Below are 19,269 nucleotides of genomic sequence, written 5' to 3'. Positions count from 1 at the left end.
AAAAATTGCGGTCTAACGCTTCACCAGCGTCGCCACGGCTTCGACATGTGGCGACCAGAGGAACTGGTCAATCGGTGTAACGCGGGTGATGCGGTAGCCGCCCTTCACCAGAATAGCGAGGTCGCGGGCCAGCGTTACAGGATTGCACGAGATGGCAACCACCTTGCCGACCTTGGATTTGGCCAGTTCCTGTGCCTGCTCTTCAGCGCCCGCGCGCGGCGGATCAAACACCACCGCATCATAAGGCAGCAGTTCCTTCGGCATCAGCGGACGGCGGAACAAATCACGGCGTTCAACCGAAACAGGCTTCAACCCCTGCACATGGCGCACGCCGCGATCAAGGGCGGCGAGTGCTGGCGCATCGTTTTCAATCGCGTGGACCGCACTCTTTTCTGCAATGCGCAGCGCGAAGGTGCCAACACCACAGAAGAGATCGGCAACGCGCTTGGATTTGCCAAGATGCGCCTGAACGAGCGAAACCATCGCTTCTTCGGCCTCAACCGTTGCCTGCAAGAAGCAACCCGGAGGCACCGGAACCGGCACTTTGCCAAAATGAATGATCGGCTTTTTAGGCTCGACGATGATTTCGCCTTCATGCGAGAGACGCGCGAAATCCTTTTTCATCATAAGTGCGGTGAGCGCACGGCGCTGCTCGTCGCTCAGCGTACCGCAGCCACTTGCCGCCAGATCAAGGCCCGATGCGGTTACGGTTGCCGCCAGTTTGAACGGCTTGGAACCGGGAGCAATCAGCGCGCCTACCTCGCGCAGATCATCGAGCTGCGCAATGATTTCAGGCACTGTAACCGCGCATTCGACTATATCGATGATCTCGTGGCTCTGGTGTCGGTTAAAGCCAAGCAGCACGCCCTTTTCCGTCTTGCGCGCAGCAAAGGTTGCACGGCGGCGCGACTGTGGCTGGCAAGCGACCAGTTCGTCCACTTCCACATCAAGGCCCCTGCCCTTTAAGGCTGAAACCACCAGTTCGCGCTTCCATGCGCGGTAAGGCTCATCCTGCCAATGCTGCAAAGCACAACCGCCGCAATCTTCAAAATGCTGGCAGGCTGGGTCCTGGCGTTCTGGTGAGGTTTCGAGCAATGCCATCACTGTCGCGCGGTTCTTGTCACGCGCCACATTGGCCACTTCGCCGGGCAGTGTGAAAGGCACAAAGAGCTGACCATCGGGAAGATTGGCGACGCCATCGCCGCCCGCACCCATCGAGCGGATTGTTACTTGCCCAGTTGCTGGCGTCGTCATTGGTCTTTCTTTCCTGCCAAGAGATATTCATGATTGCCATCGCCGCCCTCAATGGGTGACGGGCAAAGGCCGAGCGCGCGCCAACCGGGCTGCGTCTCAAGCCATGATTTCAATTCTTCCGCAATGCGTTCGCCGTCTTTCGGGTCACGCAAAATGCCACCTTTGCCGATGGCTTCGCGCCCGGCTTCAAACTGCGGCTTTACGAGAAGCGCGCAGATAGCATCTTTTTGCGCCAAGGCCAATGCCGGTGGCAAAGCGAGTTTCAAGGAAATGAAGCTCACATCCGAAACAACGCAGCCAATATCACGGCCATCAAGGTGGCTGACATCCAGCGCACGGGCATTGACGCCCTCCTTGTTGGTGACACGCGGGTCATTGCGGAGGCTCTCGTGCAACTGGTCATGGCCGACATCAATGGCGATGACATGATTGCTGCCGCGCTCCAGAAGCACTTGTGTAAAGCCGCCGGTCGATGCGCCAATATCAAGCGCGGTCACGCCCTTCACATCGAGATGGAAATGATCGAGTGCCGCGATAAGCTTCAGCGCACCACGCGAAACATAGGCGCTTGCAGGATCATCCACGCTTAGTTCTGCTGTGCGCAGAACATTTTGCCCCGGCTTGGTGACGGGTTTGCCGTCAACCTTCACCGTGCCACGCTGAATGGCGTCACGCGCACGCGAGCGCGTGGCGAACAACCCGCGGTCGACCAGCAACTGGTCGAGACGCGGGCGGTTATCCGTTGATGCTTCGCTCATCAATCAGGCGCGGAAAGGTGTCGCGATTTCTTCGCGGCCCAGTGCTGCAAAGACTGTATGCACGATGCCAGCGCGGTCAAGACCGGCATTGGCATACATGACTTCCGGCTTGGCGTGATCCTGATAGGTATCTGGCAGGGTCAGCACACGCACCTTGAGGCCACGATCCAGCAGACCGTCAGTCGCCAGGAATTGCAGCACATGGGCGGCAAAGCCACCCGCAGCGCCTTCTTCAATCGTGACCAGCACTTCATGCTCACGCGCAAGACGGCGGATGAGATCATGATCAAGCGGCTTGGCAAAACGAGCATCGGCAACCGTTGTGGAAAGACCAGCAGCGGCCAGTTCGTCGGCGGCGCCCAAGCATTCCTGCAAGCGCGTGCCGAATGACAAAAGTGCGACCTTGGTGCCTTCGCGCACGATACGACCCTTGCCGATTTCGAGCACAGAGCCACGTTCCGGCAATTCTACGCCGACACCATCGCCACGCGGATAGCGGAAGGAGATCGGGCCTTCGTCATATTCCGCCGCCGTGCGCACCATATGGCGCAGTTCGGCTTCGTCAGACGCAGCCATCACCACAAAGCCCGGAAGCGCTGCAAGGAAGCCAGTGTCAAACGAACCCGCATGGGTCGGACCATCGGCACCAACAAGACCGGCGCGGTCGATGGGGAAACGCACGGGCAAGTTCTGGATCGACACATCATGCACGACCTGATCATAGCCGCGCTGGAGGAAGGTCGAATAAATCGCACAGAATGGCTTATAGCCCTCAGATGCCAAGCCCGCTGCAAACGTCACCGCATGTTGCTCGGCAATGCCCACATCAAAAGTGCGCTTTGGGAAGACTTCGCCGAAGAGGTCAAGGCCGGTGCCGGTTGGCATGGCAGCCGTAACAGCGACGATCTTGTCGTCGTGACGAGCTTCCTCAATGAGGCTTGTGCCGAAAATCTTGGTATAGCTTGGCGCATTTGCCGGTGGCTTCGACTGTTTGCCGGTGATGACGTCGAATTTGTTGACGCCATGATATTTGTCGGCAGCAGCTTCGGCAGGCGCATAGCCCTTGCCCTTTTGCGTCACCATATGGATCAGCACGGGGCCGTCCTGCGTGTCACGCACGTTTTTGAGGATCGGCAGCATATGGTCGAGGTTGTGACCATCAATCGGCCCGACATAGTAAAAGCCAAGCTCTTCAAACATCGTGCCGCCGGTGAAGAACGCACGCGTAAACTCTTCCGATTTACGCGCCTTGTCCTGCAAGAACTTCGGCAGCTTCTTGGCAACCTGCTTTGCGGCTTCACGCACGCTACGATAGGTCTTGCCAGATACCAGACGCGCCAGATAGGCGCTCATGGCACCTGTCGGCGGGGCAATCGACATGTCATTGTCGTTGAGAATGACAATGAGGCGCGCATCAAGCGCACCGGCATTGTTCATCGCTTCATAGGCCATGCCAGCCGACATGGAGCCATCGCCGATGACGGCAATCACATTGCGCTTTTCGCCAGAAAGATCAGCCGCGACAGCCATGCCAAGACCTGCCGAAATGGAGGTCGAGGAATGTGCGGCACCAAATGGGTCATATTCGCTTTCAGCGCGCTTGGTGAAACCGGACAGACCGTTTTCCTGCCTGAGAGTGCGGATACGGTCGCGGCGTCCGGTCAGAATTTTATGCGGATAGGCCTGATGGCCCACATCCCAAATGATGCGGTCGTGCGGTGTGTCAAAGACGTGATGCAACGCGATGGTGAGTTCCACCACGCCAAGCCCCGCCCCGAGATGCCCGCCCGTTGTGGAGACTGCATCGACCAGTTCGGCGCGCAGTTCTTCCGCAAGCTTCGGCAAATCCTGTTCCGGCAATTCGCGCAAGGCATCAGGCGTTGGCACCTTGTCGAGCAGCGGGGTAATGGGTCGGGACATTGAAACAACCTGTTTCTGGTAAGATTTTGGTTTGTCGGTATAGCAGCATTATACGCAGATCAAGCGGACCAAAGATCACATTGTGCCCAGCGAGACATGTTGTCCTATGCAGCGGCTTTTTGTTTTGTCGCATTATCCAACGCAAAACCGCTTCGCACTTTTACTGGAAATGCTCCATCATTCCGGCAAAGGTATGAATTCTTCTTCATCACCCGGAACAATATCAAAGCGTCCAGTGCGCCATTCCTCTTTGGCCTGTTCAATACGCTCTTTGGAAGACGAAACGAAATTCCAACAGACATATCGCCTGGAACCAAGTGCGGCTCCACCAAATAGCATAAAGTGCGCGCCGTCAGGGCCAGCCTGCACCACGATGTCATCACCCGGACGGAAAGCCAGCAGGCGGTCCGCTGGAAACACATCGCCGCCAATGCCGACATTGCCGCGTAGCGTATAGATTGCGCGCTCTTCCGTAGTCGGCGGGATATGAAAGCGCCCTCCAGGCAACACTTCAATATCGGCATAAAGTGTCTCTGCGTGCTGGATCACCGGCGATGAAACGCCATGCAGCGAGCCGATAATCAAACGCCCGTTAAACTCGCGATCTTCCATCAGTGGCAGATCGGGCGAATTGGTATGATAGAAATGCGGATCGATTTCTTCAAATTGCTCCGGCAGCGCAAGCCATGTCTGCACACCGGAAATCGACAGCGGCCCATTGCGTTCTTCTTCAGGCGAACGCTCGGAATGGACAATGCCACGACCTGCCGTCATGAGGTTCACATCCCCCGGACGGATGACCATTTCAGTGCCGAGGCTGTCACGATGGCGGATATGACCATCGAAAAGATAGGTCACGGTAGATAGACCGATATGCGGATGCGGGCGGACATCAAGCGCATCGCCATCCTTTAAAACTGCCGGTCCCATGCGATCAAAGAAAATGAAAGGCCCAACCAGACGCCTGCGTACGGTCGGCAAAGCCCGACGCACTTCCAGCCCGCCAATATCGCTCGTACGCGGAATGACCAGAGTTTCAATTGCATCTACGGAAGTCTTGTCGCCAAGAACCGGATCAGGACAAGGGAAAAAACTCATCGGACTGCCACCAAATAAAAGCGCACCGGCAAGCCGTTTGCCGGTGCGTGATGTAGAAAAATAAGACCGTATTAGCGATTGTGCAACAGGCGCGACAATTCGTTTGTGTCTGGCACCTGTCCGTTGGTCGTGAGCTTATCCACCAACCCCGGAAGAACCTGCGATAGCTGATTAAGCAATTCCTGCTGATCAATCCCTGCATGAGCAGCGATTTCGCTCAACGTCTTCTGGCCGAGTGCATCTCCGAGCTGACCTGGTTCAATCTGATGATTGTTGCCCTGCCCAACCCAGGAATCCACCTTATCGCCAAGACCTGCCTGTTTGAGCTGATCGAGAAGACCGCCTAAGCCGCCGCCAAGTGGACCGGGAGCAGTCGGTGCGGAAGCTGCACCGCCACTTGCGAGCGCACCACCCAGCAAACCACCGAGGCCACCGAGAATGCCGCCAAGCAGACCGCCACCGTTATCCGCCTGCTGAGGAGCAGACTGGTCTGGAATGGAAGCTGGCTGTTCAGGCTCCTCACTATGCCCTTTCAGCATCTTGCCGACCAGAAGCGCACCGAGCGCGATCAGAACCGGCTTGGCAAGGCTGCCGCCGGGGATCGGCGAATTGTTGGAATTGTCGTCATAACTTCCCATCACACGATACTCCCTGTTGGTCGCTGTGGTTTTCTCACACGCGATAAGTTAAGGTGAAATAAGTTTCCGCCTTTGACAAGCATTATACCTTGCCAAATCGAAACTATTGTGAAAATTTTCTAACTGTCTGATGCAAAACCTTATTTTCGCAATCGGAGATATTAGATGTCTGTAATAAGCTGGATTATATTAGGCTTGATTGCCGGCTTCATCGGCAGCAAAATCGTCAATAAAAGCGGTCAGGGGGTGTTTTTCGACATTGCTTTGGGCATTGTCGGAGCAATCGTTGGCGGCGTTCTTTCTTCCGCTCTTTTCGGTCGAGGCGTCACAGGCGCATTTGATCCAATGAGCCTGATCATTGCAATTATCGGTTCCATTATCGTCTTGTGGGCTTACCACAAGATCACCGGCAAGCGTTCCATCGGCTAACAAAACCAACTATAGTGCTTAGGCTCCGGTTCGCGCCGGAGCCTTTTTATGTTTAGCGTGGTTTCCGAATGAGCTTTATTGAGCCTTATATCGCCGCCTACGGCGCGCTGGCCCTTTTCGTCATCGTCTATTTCGAGTCTTTTGGCGCACCGCTTCCCGGTGAAAGCGCATTGATTGCAAGTTCGCTCTTAGCGCTGCATGGCACACTCAATATCGAGATGGTCATTTTAGCCGTGTTTGTTGGTGCGGTTTTAGGTGATTGTACCGGCTATGCGATTGGACGCTTTGGCGGGCGCGCACTCATTCTGCGATACGGGCACTACGTGAAACTGACGCCGGAGCGTCTCGAGAAATTCGAGAAAATGTTTGAAAGCAAGGGTATCTATGTGGTCGCGACAGCGCGCTTTGTCGTCCTGCTTAGACAATTAAACGGCATTGTCGCAGGTTCCATGAAAATGAACCCTATGCATTTTCTGGCTGCCAATGTGATTGGCGCTGCAGGTTGGACACTTGTCTGGGGACTAGGGCCCTATCTCCTGAGCGGCGTGCTTGCGCCCTACGCCGCCCAGCTCAAGGCGATGTTTTAAGTCTGAGATTTATTCAGCGTCGAGCGGTTCTGTACCCGCTGGCTGACCGTCACGGCCAATGCGAATTTTCTCGACCTTGTCTTCTGCAGATTTGAGCAGCGTATCGCAATGCTTCTTCAGCGCTTCGCCACGCTCATAGATGCGGATGGATTCTTCCAGCGGCACATCGCCCCGCTCCAGATCATCGACGATCTTCTCAAGCTGCTTCAAGGCATCCTCAAAGCTCATAACTGCAATGTCGGTGTTGGACGGTTCGGTTACCATGGTTTATCCTTTCAACAGCCGCGTAATATGAGAAGACGCGGACTGCGACAAGCCCTCAAGATCATATCCACCTTCAAGCACACTCACCAGTCGGTGATTGCAGAACCGTTCAGCACGTTCCATGAGCTTGCCCGTCGCCCAATCGAAATCCGATTCATCGAGATTGATCTCGGCAAGAGGATCGCGGAAATGCGCGTCGAAGCCAGCCGAAATAAGGATCAAATCTGGCCGGAAGTTGTCCAAAGCAGGCAATACACGACTATTAAATGCCTCGCGAAATTCGCGGCTGCCGGTATTGGGCGAAAGCGGAGCATTGACGATGTTACCGACACCCACCTCATCTTTCCGGCCTGTGCCAGGAAAAAGCGGAAACTGGTGCGTCGAACAGTAAAGAACGCTCGGATCATCTTTGAAGATATCCTGCGTGCCGTTGCCGTGATGCACGTCCCAATCAACTATTGCGATGCGTTCCGCGCCATGATTGCGCTGCGCATGACGCGCTGCGATAGCAACATTGTTAAACAGGCAGAAGCCCATTGCCGTTGACAGCTCGGCATGATGACCGGGCGGGCGTGAAGCGACAAAGACGTTATCAGCTTTCCCGGAAAACACATCGTCTACGGCAGCATTTGCGCCACCAATGGCTAGCAATGCTGCTTCCCAGCTTTTCGGGCTCACATAGGTATCGACGCCAAGCTTGTTGATCGGTTGCGGCGCTTCCTCATCGTCTATGCCATCAGGAATTTGCTTGCGGATTTCGTCGACATAGCTTTCGGGGTGCACAAACAGAATCGCATCTTCTGATGCCATTTGCGCTTCCACACGGTCGAGACGGTAAAAATCCGGCCCGTCCAGCTCGCTCATCAGCGCACGAATACGGTCAGGCCGCTCGGGATGTCCGGGCGGCACGATATGTTCAAGATAGGTAGGATGCCAGTAAAGCCGTGTTGTCATTGCGATCCTGTAGCATCTTTAGCCGACAACACTGTGTCAGATGATTTCGGTGCGGGCGATATTAATGCCGAAACCTTCAAGACCAACATAATGGCGCTCACGCGATGCCAAAAGCACGATCGATGTGATGCCCAGGTCTTTCAGAATCTGTGCGCCCAGACCGATCTGGCGCCATTCTTCTTCGCGAGCAACAGCTTCCGCATGGGCTTCGTGTTCGCCAAGCAGCGCTTCACGCGCACGCGCATCACGGTGATCTGCGCGAACACCGACAGAACCTTCGCGCAGGTAAACCAGAACGCCGCGACCTTCCTTGCCCATACGCTTCATGATCTCGTCGAGATTGTTGCCACTGCTGCCGAAAACATCGTTGATCACGTCTTCGCGGTGCAGACGGACAGGCACTTCTTCGCCGTCGCGAATGTCGCCAAAGACAACAGCGACATGCTGCATCGGCTCCCACGGCAATTCGTAGGTATAGGCATGGGCTGGGCCTGCACAGGTCTTGACTGGCGCGTCGCTGATGCGCTTGACCAGCGTTTCCTTGCGCTGACGATAGGCTATGAGATCAGCTACCGTAACGCGATGCAGCGTGTGCTTTTCAGCAAATGCCGTCACATCAGGGCCACGCATGACCGTGCCATCATCATTGATCAGCTCACAGATCACGCCGATTGGCGGGAGATTTGCGAGCTTGCAGAGGTCAACAGCTGCTTCCGTATGGCCGGAGCGCATCAACACACCGCCTTCGCGGGCGATTAGCGGAAAAATATGGCCGGGACGCACGAAATCCGAAGCACCGGCATTCGGATTTGCGAGGTTGCGGACAGTGAGCGTGCGGTCTTCGGCCGAAATGCCGGTCGTTGTACCGTGGCGATAATCAACCGTGACTGTGAAAGCCGTTGTATGAGCGGACTCATTTTCCGCCACCATCGGCGCCAGATTAAGACGCTTGGCTTCATCACGCGTCATTGGCGTACAGACGATGCCCGACGTGTAACGAACGATGAAGGCCATCTTTTCCGGCGTGCAGTGAACGGCTGCAACGATCAGATCGCCTTCGTTCTCGCGCCCGTCATCATCCATGACCACAACAATTTCGCCACGCTCAAAAGCGCGCAGCGCATCAACGACCTGTTTCTGATTATAGCTCATTTCAGCCTCAATGGTTGTACCACAGCTTCAGTCGAAAACCGGCCCTCAGTTCCTGAAACTGAACTCACTTACACGCATTATCCTACGCAAAACCGCTACACACTTTTGCTGGAAATGCTTTTAAACGCGACCCGTCTGTCCACGATGGCGCAGATAGTGATCGGCAATTGCGCAAGCGACCATCGCTTCGCCAATCGGCACAGCGCGAATACCCACGCAAGGATCGTGGCGTCCTTTGGTCATCACATCCACTTCTTTGCCGTCCTTATCAATGGATTTGCGTGGCGTCAGGATCGATGACGTCGGCTTCACTGCAAAGCGTGCCACCACGGGCGCACCCGTTGCAATACCACCAAGCACGCCGCCCGCCTGATTGGACAGGAACATCGGCTGACCATCATTACCGATACGCATTTCGTCGGCGTTTTCTTCGCCTGTCAGGCGTGCAGCCTCAAAGCCGTTGCCAATTTCGACGCCTTTCACGGCGTTGATCGACATCAGCAGGCTGGCGATATCCTGATCAAGCTTACCGTAGATCGGTGCGCCAATGCCTGCAGGCACGCCATCTGCGACGATTTCAATAATCGCGCCGATGGAAGAGCCATTCTTACGGATGCCATCCAGATAGTCCGCGAAGACCTCCACAGAACCAGCATCCGGCGTGAAGAACGGGTTGTTATCGACTTCGTTCCAGTCCCAACGCGAACGATCAATGTCGTGCACGCCCATCGAGACGAGCGCACCACGCACCTGCAAACCCGGAACAACCTTACGAGCAATTGCGCCAGCCGCAACGCGGGCTGCGGTTTCGCGTGCCGAGGAACGACCACCGCCGCGATAGTCGCGAATGCCGTATTTGACGTCGTAAGCATAATCGGCATGGCCCGGACGATACTGCTTTGCAATATCACCATAATCCTTGGAGCGCTGATCGGTGTTTTCGATCATCATCGAAATCGGCGTGCCGGTGGTGGTCATGGTGACGCCATCGTCGCCCAGAAGCACACCAGAAAGCACACGAACCTGATCCGGCTCGCGACGCTGCGTCGTGTATTTCGACTGACCCGGCTTGCGCTTATCGAGATAGGACTGAATTTCGGCTTCGGTAAAGGTAATGCCAGGAGGGCAACCATCCACGACACAACCAAGCGCAATACCATGGCTTTCGCCCCAGGTGGTTACGCGAAACAGATGACCGAAACTGTTATGAGACATGAGCTAAGCCTGATTACGGAGCGCCTTTGCCGGCAAGATATGGGCCGGTTTTATTGGCCTTTTGAGCAACGGTCAAATTATAGCTGGGATTAGCCACATACCGTTCGCAAAATTTCCATCGGATCATCCACATACCGCATTCTTTTTGACACATTCCGTCGGCTAAAATGCGCCCACAATCAAGTTGCGCCCTTTAGTTTCAGCCCATACTGTCGGCTCATACAAACTTTGAGGGAAGCAATTGCGCAAAATGCAATTCGTGTCGAATCAGTCAGTTGACGGTCGGGCACTCAAAAGGAGGATGACACCCATGCAGTATATTGTGGGACTGCTCTTCATTATTGCCTCGCTCTTTTCGACCGTTGCCATGGCGGATGATGTCGAAGGCAAGATCACCGGCATCAATCAGGATAAGGAAACAATTACACTGGATGACGGCAAGACCTATAAGTTGCCGGGAGAGTTTGATTATTCCGCTATTAACAAAGGCATGAAGGTCATCATTCTTTATGATGAAGCCGACAATACGCGCTTCGTCACCGACATTCAGGAAGCCCCTTAAGATCAGCTTACCGCAAGCACTAGCCCCGTGTCGTACTGGCGAACAAAATCGACGCGGGTTCCATTCCAGTGATAGCTGTAGTGCCGACCCTGAACGGGAATCGTTATAACATTCGGCCAGAAAATCCCGATACAAGAGCCACCGCGCATCCGCACACTTGGCCAGAGAAGTCCGTTACTTCCCGCTGCGCGCAGATCTTTTCCCTCAATATGTGAAGCCCCATAGTCAACCGGATCAAGCACGCCTGGTACTTTGCTCACATCGTCCAGTTCCCTTTCGACGCTGCCAATCAGCACCCGAAAATCGGAAGTCCAACCGGGTTCTTCATTGGTTGCACGCATGAATTTTTCATGGTGATGGATGGTTTCCGTCACCGCCACATCTTCACGATCAGCGGCATAATAAATGCCGTAGCTGCCGTCGCTGAAACGCCCCGGACGCGCTGTCGAGCAATGTACGAAAGGCGCCATCACATAGGTTGCACCCTGCCCGGCAACGCGCCGATCAGCAGGCACCTTGCCAAGATCGCCAATTTCGAAACGAATGCGCGGGTTTGTCTTTTCCTCGACCGAAGCCAGCGCTTCCCAATCACGCGGATCAGCGATATCTTCAAACAGGTCGATTGGCGGATGAATGGAGCGGATGATGCGGAAAGTCTGTGGCCAGTGAACATGTTGCTTTTGAGCCAGTCCGCTTACCATGCGCCGCGCTCCGCATTGAGCCATTCTCGCAGTGCAGCAAGATCTGAAATTTCACCACGCAACATGAGATCGAGCGCCGACAAACCGCCGAATGCGGCATTTGGCTTTCTGATCCAGGTGTAGCCGCGCGTAGCATCGCGGAACATGTAGCGCAGGCCTTTGTGAATGCCCATAAGATGCGCCATACGCGTCCGTAAGTCACGGTCGATGCGACCTATGCTACCTTCTTTCCAGCGCGCCCATGTGCGCGGGGACATATCACCCAAAAGCGTACTGGCTTCCGTATCTGACAGTTTCCACGCCTTGAACAAATTGACCGTGGTGCGCGCCAATGCGCCCGCTTCTTCGTCGGTGATTACCTTCGACAGATTGCCCGCAGGCGTTATGCTGATTGGCTGAAGCTCCATGGCATACCTTCCTTATGGCGGAAAGATAGCATAATTTTGCCAAATGGCAAGAAACCGAAAACTCACGCGCTTATTCGACGCGAAGCCATCCAGTGCGAATGACATTTGCCCATTCTTCCCTGCCTACCTTCTCAGCAAGCAAAGCCATTCGAGATGGGTCATATGGGATACTGCGGAATGTAACCTGCCAATTCCCTGCGTCATCATCGATTACGGCATAAGACGCATTCGGCGTTCCGGTCTGCACAATATGTGGCACGGGATGATCGTCATCATAGCCGGGACAGCCAATGCTGCCGGGATTGACGATCTGGCGACCATCGCTCAACCGCACAACGCGCGGCGTATGCGTATGACCGCAGAGGATCAGTGATGCGACAATGCCTTCTGCTTCCGCTTCAATCTGCTTTTTCGGCCTCAGCACGACATCGCCAGTAGCAGTCACAGTTTCGAGCCAGTAAGTCGCGTCACTCGTGGGCGTGCCATGGCACAGAAAAATGCGGCCATCCGCGAGAACTTTGGTTGCGGGCATATCTCGCAGCCAGGCAAGATGCCGCTCTTCCAGCTGGTCATAGGCAACGCGATCAGATGGGCCCATGTCTTCCACGGCTTTTTCAACCAGCCAACGGTCATGATTGCCACGAATTGCAATCATCTCACGCGCCATCAGCATATCCGCTGTTTCGCGCGCAGCGAGCGGTCCACTTAAATGATCGCCGAGATTGATAATGGTTTGGATATTCAGGGCATCAATGTCAGCAAGCACGGCTGCCAGCGCATCACTGTTGCCATGAATGTCAGCAATAACCGCAAAGCGTTTGAATGACATGAACACTCGCTAGGTAGGGCTTTTCAACGACCGCAACAACGCAGCACATCGATACCAAAAGCTACCCGGCTTTTAAGAGCAGTTCCAGTTAATATTGAACCGTTGGAACCGCTCTATCTTTTTGTTTTTACGCATTATCCCTATGCAAAATCGCTTCGCACGTTTGCTGGAAATGCTTTAAACCCAATCAAGCTTGCCGTTTTCGAACTTCAATATCTTGTCCTGCGGGATGGAGATATTTGCAGCATCGTGGCCGTCGATATCACCATAGAGATAAAACAGGGTGCGAATGCAGCCGCCATGCGTCACACAGACGGTTGGCCATTCGACCGCTTCAACCCAGCGCCCGATACGCTGAGAAAGACGCATATAGCTTTCAGCCGTTTCGCCCGGCGGGATGAAGTTCCACTTATCGCGAGCGCGCGCTTGCACAAGGTCATCACGTTCCTTGGCAATATCTTCCATCATGAAGCCTTGCCAATCGCCGAAATTCACTTCCATAAGCTGCGGATCAGTGCGGAAATCATATGGGTCGAGACCCATGCGCAGGCGAATGCGCTCCATTGTTTCGCGTGTGCGGCGCAGTGGGCTTGCAACGAAATCGTAACCGGCACCGTCGCCAATCAGCGACTTCAGCATATCGCCGTTACGGTCTGCCTGGGTACGTCCATGGGCGTTGATATCAATATCAAGCTGCCCCTGAATGCGCTGCGAGACATTCCAATCCGTCTCACCGTGACGCGAAAAGTAGATGATCTCCCGAGCCAAAGCGTTACCTCTATCTGCCGCTAAATGATTTTCTGGCGCACATTATGCTGGCGCCCATTCTTTGGATAACCTTCCCGCTGACGGAAAGACAAAAGAAAAATCCCGAAAAGTCGGTCAACTTTTCGGGATTTCGTCTTACAACAATCAGTCTTTAACGACTGAGATATCCGGAGCGTCAACAGCCTTCATGCCGATGACGTGGTAGCCGCTGTCAGCGTGGTGAACTTCACCCGTGACCGAGCGTGAGAGGTCAGAGAGGAAGTAAAGGCCAACATCGCCCACTTCATCAATCGTAACCGTGCGGCGCAGCGGTGCGTTATACTCGTTCCACTTGAGAATATAGCGGAAGTCACCAATGCCGGATGCAGCCAGAGTTTTGATAGGACCTGCCGAAATCGCATTGACGCGGATATTCTGCGGGCCAAGATCAACGGCCAGATACTTGACGCTTGCTTCAAGAGCAGCCTTTGCAACGCCCATGACGTTGTAGTTCGGCATGACTTTTTCAGCGCCGTAATAGGTCAGCGTCAAAATGGAGCCGCCATCAGCCATCAGCTTTTCGGCGCGGCGCGAAATTGCCGTCAGCGAATAAACCGAAATCAGCATGGTGTTCTGGAAGTTCGCTTCGCTGGTATCGACGTAACGGCCGGTCAGTTCATCCTTGTCGGAGAAACCAATGGCGTGAACGACGAAGTCGAGCTTGCCCCACTTCTTTTCAAGTGCTTCAAAAACAGCATCAATGCTTGCGCCGTCAGCAACATCACAATGTCCTGCAACGAAAGCATCCAATTCTTCGGCCAACGGCTCCACGCGCTTCTTCAGCGCATCACCCTGATAGGTAAATGCGAGTTCCGCACCAGCTTCACGAGCGGCCTTGGCAATACCCCAGGCGATGGAACGGTTGTTGGCTACGCCCAGAATCAATCCGCGCTTGCCCTGCAACAAACCTGACTTTGCGGTCATTAAGGGTCCTCATCGAAATATAATCAACTAGATGCCCTATCGCACAGGCTTGCAACAGCTTCAAGCAATTGCGCATAAAAAGCCGGGTATTGTGATTTTATCGCACAACAGAGTTGTGCTTGAGCATCGTTTGAGGACGCAAAAGACACTACATAGCCTTTTTGCGGGGATTAAATGCAGCTCTAGCAGTTAATCCCCGCATTGGTTTTATAACGATTTTGACTTATTCGCCTTTGCGCTTGCGCAAAAACTCTTCAAGTTCGGCATCCCCACCTTCCGGCAGCATGATGCGGACATGAACATAAAGGTCGCCATGACCGCCAGCCTTCAGTGGCAGGCCCTTACCCTTAAGGCGCAGAACCTTATCTGAGTTGGACCAAGCCGGAACCTTGACGGCGATACGACCGCTCAGCGTTTCGACTTCAGCCTTACCGCCCAGGACGGCATCCTCAAGCTCGACCGGCAGATCGACATGCACATCGCGACCTTCAAGCCTAAAACGTGCGCTTTGTTTGAAGTGGATCGTGACCAGCGCATCGCCGGGTGTTCCGCCCAGGACGTGCTCGCCCTGACCTTTGAGCCTGATTGTCTGGCCGTCTTCGACGAATTGCGGCAGCTTGATCTTCAGATGCTTGCCGTTGGGAAAGACGGCTTCAACCTTGTCAGCACCTGCAGCCTGTTCCAGCGTTATATTGATCGACGCTGAAAGATCACTGCCCTTGACCGGCCCGCGCTGTTGACGTGCGCCACCGCGCCCGCCGCCGAAAGCGCCGCCAAACAAATCATTGAGAATGTCTTCAGCGCCACCGAAGCCACCCTGTTGCCCGCCGCCACGCTGACGAAAGCCCGCAAACGGATCTCCGCCGCCGAAACCGGCATGCCCATCAAAGCCGCCACCCTGACCGGCAAAGCCCTGAAACAATGGCTTACCTTCTGCATCGATTTCGCCACGGTCAAACTGTCCGCGCTTGTCTTTATCGCCGACGATTTCATAGGCCTGGTTAACTTCCGCAAAACGCTCCTGAGCCTTCGGATCATCCTGGTTCTGATCCGGATGGTGCTTTTTGGCCAGTTTGCGAAATGCCGATTTTATTTCTTCGGGCTTCGCCGTTTTGGCGACGCCCAACACGCTATAGGGATCGCGCATATATAGTCCTCATTTGGAAAAATGACTGTAATCTCAGTCGCTAGACTCAGTTTGCCATAATATGCGCACGAAGCCGGAAAACTTCCAGACTTACAAAGGGATGTTTTCAAAAAAGCTTAGATCGGTGCAAATGAGGTGAGTGTCCACTGACCGCCGCGCTGCATACAGGTTTCGCCGCGATAGATCGAAACACCGTCAAAAGCCTCACGAGAGGTCTCGAATTTCCGGCAGAGGCCATCGTCAGATTTGGTCTCGGCAATCGTGGTAATCGTGCCCTGACTACCCGTATCAGGATTAGCCCACGGCACTGGCTTCTTGCCCCATTGGGTGAAATCAAGCGCCGAAACGACACTCTTGATCGTGGACTGGTCCGAAAGCTTGCCCGTATCTGTTTCTGTCTTTTGTGCTGGTTTGACTGAACCCGTGATTGTAGACGAATCGGGCACAGCCTTCTCAATACTGACGCCACCCATCGCACAGCCTGCCAGCGGCAAAACAACCATAACGAGCGCTGCACGGCGAATAAAAGCCATACCAAGAATCGTAGAATCGTCATGTGTGTCGCGGCGAGCGGATTCAGCAGCCAACGGTCTTCCCTTAAATACATCCTAAAGATGTAGCGAATATGGGGGTATGGGGTTAACAAGCGGTTCGCGGGCAAGGTAAACAAATCGCTACCAAAGGACAACGGTATAAAGTTGGCTGACAGAGCTTCTATTGCAGATGTTCAGTGTTAATTGCGAAAACAAGCTTTTGCGGGCAAAAATCGCCATGATTAGTGAGCAGATTCAAGAGTCTGAAACATCGGTTCGAGTGAGGATGAACTTTGATTTCACGCCGTAACTTACTGATTGGTGGCGCCGCGCTTACCACAGCATTCAGCTTGCCAATTATCAGTGTTCGATCACAAAGCAGCCGCCTATCCCTTTGGCCTGCATCGCCACCCGGTGGCGGAGGCCCGAGCGGTTCGCCTGATATAACCAAGAGAGGCGCGGTCACAAACATTGCAGTACCTGGCTTAGAGATATTCAACCCTGAGCGGCCAAACGGTTCTGCAGTGATCATTGCCGGAGGTGGCGGATATAAGCGCATTGAGGAAGGCAAAGAGTCTTATCCCGCTGCACGCTGGCTCGCAAAAAGAGGCATTTTTGCTTTTGTTCTCACCTATCGACTGCCAATTGAGGGATGGGCTGCAGGACCACTGGCACCGCTACAGGACGTTCAAAGAGCATTTCGTCTGGTGCGGGCGAAAGCGGCTGACTGGCAGATTGCTCCAAACAAGATCGGTGCGCTGGGCTTTTCTGCTGGCGGGCACTTGTTGGGCCTTGCCGCGACCCGCTCAGCTTTTGCGTCTTACGAACCTGTCGATGACATCGACACACAATCAGCCCGGCCAGATGCGGCGGCGCTGATTTATCCGGTTATTACACTTGAAGCGCCTTATGATCACACATCGACCCGTCGCTCGCTTGTTGGCAAGCATCCAACACAAGAAGCAACGCGGGAGTGGTCGGTTGAAAGCCATGTTAACAAGGATTGCCCTCCGGTTTTTCTCACGCAAGCGGATGACGATCAGATTTCCAATCCAGCCAATAGCCTTATCATGCAGCAAGCTTGTGTGAAGGCAGGCGTGGATGTGGAGTTTCATGCGATACCATCAGGTGGCCATGGCTTTGGCATGGGTAAGACGGGAACGCCTACGGAACAATGGCCGCAATGGTATGAAGCCTGGTTGAGAAAACACAACATGCTGGCATGATGCGTCGCAGCTCTCAGCCATGGACAAAGCGGACGAATTGGAGGAAGTTCCGCGTACCCAAGTTTTCCAGATATCTGAAATAGCGGCAAATGACAGACACCAGCGACGATTTCACCCAAAGCTCAGAACCGTTCCGACTTTTTGCTGAATGGCTGAATGACGCCACCAAGAGCGAACTGAACGACCCAAATGCACTGGCACTTGCCACCGTTGATCCTGACGGTCTGCCCAATGTGCGTATGGTGCTACTCAAGGATTTCGACGAGCACGGTTTTGTTTTCTACACCAATTATGAAAGCAAAAAGGGTCAGGAAATCCTGTCCGCCGAAAAGGCTGCCATGTGCTTTCACTGGAAGTCGCTGCGCCGTCAGGTGCGCGTGCGCGGGCCGGTTGAGAAGGTCAGCGACGCAGAAGCCGACGCTTATTATGCATCGCGCCCACGCGGCAGCCGCATAGGAGCATGGGCATCGAAACAGTCGCGACCGCTCGAAAGCCGTTTTGCGCTTGAAAAGGCTGTTGCCGAATATACCGCTCGTTACGCCATCGGCGACATTCCAAGGCCTTCTCACTGGTCCGGATTCCGTATTCGCCCGGTTTCCATCGAATTCTGGCACGACCGTCCGTTCCGCCTGCATGACCGCGTATTGTTTACCCGCGACACACCTGAAGGCGACTGGAACAAAGATCGGCTTTATCCGTAACCAAATAAGAAAAAGGCCACCGTTTCGGTGGCCTTTTTAATTCAGACGAGCGGTTTGACGGCCACCCACAGGCTTCCGAACACGAGGCCCAGAAAGATGATCAGGCCCACAATATTGTTGGAACGAAACAGTTTCAAACACTGATCGGGATTGTCGATATCAAGCACGATGATCTGGCGATAAAGATGGGCACCAGCGGCCAGCAAACCGGCAAGTGCTGGCATCGGAACCTGCGCAACAGCAAACGCCGCCGCAAAAAAACCGATTGCTCCACCATAAAGCACCATGAGCGCAGTCTTGGTATGTTTGCCAAACAGCCGCGCGGTTGAACCCACTCCAACCAGCGCATCATCTTCCTTATCCTGATGGGCATAGATCGTATCGTAGCCGATCACCCAGAGGATCGCGCCGATGTAAAGCAGCACAGGCGGCAATGCGAGAGAGCCTTCCGCGGCCGCCCAACCCATCAGCGCGCCCCAAGAAAAGGCCAGACCAAGTACCAGCTGCGGCCAATTGGTGAAGCGCTTCATGAATGGATAGGCAGCAACAATCAGCAGCGAGAAGACACCAAGCCCGATTGAAAACCAGTTAAGCTGCAGCACCACAGCAAGGCCAACCAGCGCCTGCAAAACGAGAAAAATCTTCGCCTGCCTGCTCGTGACCTGCCCCGATGGCAGTGGACGCGACCGCGTGCGATCGACTTTATCGTCGATATCCTGATCGACAATATCATTATAGGTACAGCCTGCACCGCGCATGGCAATTGAGCCAACCAAAAACAGGACAAGGTGCCAGATTGAGGGCATGACGGACCATGCACCGTCGCCAGGCTGCGCGCCTGCACCCGCAACGAGAGCTGCCGACCACCAGCAAGGCCAGAGCAAAAGCTGCCAACCAATCGGGCGATCCCAGCGAGCAAGCTGCGCATAGGGCCACAGCGATGGCGGAAGAACGCGATAGACCCAATGGCCCGAAGGCGCGTCTTTCACGCGTCCGCGCACATCGCGCGACTGCACATCTGAATTGGCCCCAATACCGGACCCTGCATTGGGTTTTGACTGCTGCATGATTGCCTGCTTTCTAGAAACTGCTACGGCTCCACCCGCTTTTTATCCAAAAATCGCGGTACTGCCCTTGCTCGCAAACGCGTTGGGCAATAGAGA

At 54.5% G+C, this 19,269-nt stretch carries 22 protein-coding genes; 5 read left to right on the top strand and 17 right to left on the bottom strand.

The genetic code is table 11. From position 1 onward, the window contains the following. Positions 1 to 12: 12 nt before the first annotated feature. From ABWV94_RS00215 to ABWV94_RS00195, 5 genes are all read right to left on the bottom strand, one after another. Complete coding sequence (locus tag ABWV94_RS00215; RefSeq protein ID WP_113498374.1) at positions 13 to 1,254, bottom strand: class I SAM-dependent RNA methyltransferase; 1,242 nt, start codon at positions 1,252 to 1,254, stop codon at positions 13 to 15. Next, positions 1,251 to 2,012, bottom strand: a complete 762-nt coding sequence (locus ABWV94_RS00210; protein ID WP_113498376.1) for a TlyA family RNA methyltransferase — start codon at positions 2,010 to 2,012, stop codon at positions 1,251 to 1,253. The genes ABWV94_RS00215 and ABWV94_RS00210 overlap by 4 nt, the downstream gene beginning before the upstream one ends. Positions 2,013 to 2,015: 3 nt before the next feature. Next, positions 2,016 to 3,932 carry a 1-deoxy-D-xylulose-5-phosphate synthase gene (gene dxs, locus ABWV94_RS00205; RefSeq protein WP_113498378.1) on the bottom strand — a complete coding sequence of 639 codons (1,917 nt, stop codon included), beginning with the start codon at positions 3,930 to 3,932 and terminating at the stop codon, positions 2,016 to 2,018. Between the two features lie 177 nt (positions 3,933 to 4,109). Further along, complete coding sequence (locus tag ABWV94_RS00200) at positions 4,110 to 5,030, bottom strand: pirin family protein (protein ID WP_353412420.1); 921 nt, start codon at positions 5,028 to 5,030, stop codon at positions 4,110 to 4,112. A gap of 71 nt (positions 5,031 to 5,101) precedes the next feature. Continuing rightward, positions 5,102 to 5,668 carry a YidB family protein gene (locus ABWV94_RS00195; protein ID WP_079211567.1) on the bottom strand — a complete coding sequence of 189 codons (567 nt, stop codon included), beginning with the start codon at positions 5,666 to 5,668 and terminating at the stop codon, positions 5,102 to 5,104. A 165-nt stretch (positions 5,669 to 5,833) separates the two neighbouring features. On the opposite strand from ABWV94_RS00195, the gene ABWV94_RS00190 reads away from it, so the two are divergent. Both ABWV94_RS00190 and ABWV94_RS00185 read left to right on the top strand, forming a co-directional pair. Continuing rightward, positions 5,834 to 6,097 carry a GlsB/YeaQ/YmgE family stress response membrane protein gene (locus ABWV94_RS00190; protein ID WP_007873766.1) on the top strand — a complete coding sequence of 88 codons (264 nt, stop codon included), beginning with the start codon at positions 5,834 to 5,836 and terminating at the stop codon, positions 6,095 to 6,097. A 68-nt stretch (positions 6,098 to 6,165) separates the two neighbouring features. Beyond that, on the top strand, positions 6,166 to 6,684 hold the full coding sequence (locus ABWV94_RS00185; protein ID WP_113498380.1) for a DedA family protein: 519 nt from the start codon (positions 6,166 to 6,168) through the stop codon (positions 6,682 to 6,684). 9 nt (positions 6,685 to 6,693) lie between these two features. Here the strand turns inward: ABWV94_RS00185 and ABWV94_RS00180 are convergent, their stop codons facing one another. The 4 genes from ABWV94_RS00180 to aroC form a co-directional block, all read right to left on the bottom strand. Next, positions 6,694 to 6,948, bottom strand: coding sequence for an exodeoxyribonuclease VII small subunit (locus ABWV94_RS00180; RefSeq protein ID WP_007873761.1), 255 nt, complete (start codon positions 6,946 to 6,948; stop codon positions 6,694 to 6,696). A 3-nt stretch (positions 6,949 to 6,951) separates the two neighbouring features. Next, the gene (locus ABWV94_RS00175; RefSeq protein WP_113498382.1) at positions 6,952 to 7,902 is read right to left on the bottom strand and encodes a histone deacetylase family protein; all 951 of its coding nucleotides are present in this window, start codon (positions 7,900 to 7,902) and stop codon (positions 6,952 to 6,954) included. A gap of 36 nt (positions 7,903 to 7,938) precedes the next feature. Then, positions 7,939 to 9,054 carry a 3,4-dihydroxy-2-butanone-4-phosphate synthase gene (gene ribB, locus ABWV94_RS00170; protein WP_113498384.1) on the bottom strand — a complete coding sequence of 372 codons (1,116 nt, stop codon included), beginning with the start codon at positions 9,052 to 9,054 and terminating at the stop codon, positions 7,939 to 7,941. Between the two features lie 120 nt (positions 9,055 to 9,174). Further along, positions 9,175 to 10,269 carry a chorismate synthase gene (gene aroC, locus ABWV94_RS00165; RefSeq protein ID WP_113498386.1) on the bottom strand — a complete coding sequence of 365 codons (1,095 nt, stop codon included), beginning with the start codon at positions 10,267 to 10,269 and terminating at the stop codon, positions 9,175 to 9,177. 310 nt (positions 10,270 to 10,579) lie between these two features. Here aroC and ABWV94_RS00160 point away from each other — a divergent pair, with 310 nt between their 5' ends. Further along, a complete protein-coding gene (locus ABWV94_RS00160; protein ID WP_079211564.1) occupies positions 10,580 to 10,831 on the top strand; it encodes a DUF1344 domain-containing protein in 252 nt (83 codons plus the stop codon). Between the two features lie 2 nt (positions 10,832 to 10,833). Here the strand turns inward: ABWV94_RS00160 and ABWV94_RS00155 are convergent, their stop codons facing one another. From ABWV94_RS00155 to ABWV94_RS00125, 7 genes are all read right to left on the bottom strand, one after another. After that, positions 10,834 to 11,532, bottom strand: a complete 699-nt coding sequence (locus ABWV94_RS00155; protein WP_113498388.1) for an RES family NAD+ phosphorylase — start codon at positions 11,530 to 11,532, stop codon at positions 10,834 to 10,836. Continuing rightward, positions 11,526 to 11,939 carry an MbcA/ParS/Xre antitoxin family protein gene (locus ABWV94_RS00150; RefSeq protein ID WP_113498389.1) on the bottom strand — a complete coding sequence of 138 codons (414 nt, stop codon included), beginning with the start codon at positions 11,937 to 11,939 and terminating at the stop codon, positions 11,526 to 11,528. The genes ABWV94_RS00155 and ABWV94_RS00150 overlap by 7 nt, the downstream gene beginning before the upstream one ends. A gap of 70 nt (positions 11,940 to 12,009) precedes the next feature. Continuing rightward, a complete protein-coding gene (locus tag ABWV94_RS00145; RefSeq protein ID WP_353412416.1) occupies positions 12,010 to 12,768 on the bottom strand; it encodes a metallophosphoesterase family protein in 759 nt (252 codons plus the stop codon). 177 nt (positions 12,769 to 12,945) lie between these two features. After that, on the bottom strand, positions 12,946 to 13,536 hold the full coding sequence (locus ABWV94_RS00140; protein ID WP_007873745.1) for a histidine phosphatase family protein: 591 nt from the start codon (positions 13,534 to 13,536) through the stop codon (positions 12,946 to 12,948). Positions 13,537 to 13,680: 144 nt separating this feature from the next. Further along, a complete protein-coding gene (gene fabI / locus ABWV94_RS00135) occupies positions 13,681 to 14,499 on the bottom strand; it encodes an enoyl-ACP reductase FabI (protein WP_007873744.1) in 819 nt (272 codons plus the stop codon). A 223-nt stretch (positions 14,500 to 14,722) separates the two neighbouring features. Further along, on the bottom strand, positions 14,723 to 15,646 hold the full coding sequence (locus ABWV94_RS00130) for a DnaJ C-terminal domain-containing protein (RefSeq protein WP_007873742.1): 924 nt from the start codon (positions 15,644 to 15,646) through the stop codon (positions 14,723 to 14,725). A gap of 116 nt (positions 15,647 to 15,762) precedes the next feature. Continuing rightward, positions 15,763 to 16,233: an RT0821/Lpp0805 family surface protein gene (locus tag ABWV94_RS00125; RefSeq protein ID WP_241270807.1), complete on the bottom strand. Its 471-nt coding sequence runs from the start codon at positions 16,231 to 16,233 to the stop codon at positions 15,763 to 15,765. Positions 16,234 to 16,472: 239 nt separating this feature from the next. Here ABWV94_RS00125 and ABWV94_RS00120 point away from each other — a divergent pair, with 239 nt between their 5' ends. Beyond that, positions 16,473 to 17,405, top strand: coding sequence for an alpha/beta hydrolase (locus ABWV94_RS00120; RefSeq protein WP_113498393.1), 933 nt, complete (start codon positions 16,473 to 16,475; stop codon positions 17,403 to 17,405). An 89-nt stretch (positions 17,406 to 17,494) separates the two neighbouring features. Further along, positions 17,495 to 18,106 carry a pyridoxamine 5'-phosphate oxidase gene (gene pdxH / locus ABWV94_RS00115; RefSeq protein ID WP_007873737.1) on the top strand — a complete coding sequence of 204 codons (612 nt, stop codon included), beginning with the start codon at positions 17,495 to 17,497 and terminating at the stop codon, positions 18,104 to 18,106. A gap of 41 nt (positions 18,107 to 18,147) precedes the next feature. Here pdxH and ubiA read toward each other — a convergent pair whose 3' ends face one another. After that, entirely contained in the window at positions 18,148 to 19,173 is a 1,026-nt protein-coding gene (ubiA, locus tag ABWV94_RS00110) for a 4-hydroxybenzoate octaprenyltransferase (protein ID WP_105518225.1), read from the bottom strand. Positions 19,174 to 19,269 lie beyond the last annotated feature (96 nt).

The organism is Brucella sp. NBRC 12953, from assembly GCF_040369775.1.
Taxonomy (GTDB): Bacteria; Pseudomonadota; Alphaproteobacteria; order Rhizobiales; family Rhizobiaceae; genus Brucella; species Brucella pseudogrignonensis.
This window is presented reverse-complemented; position numbering and strand designations above follow the sequence as displayed.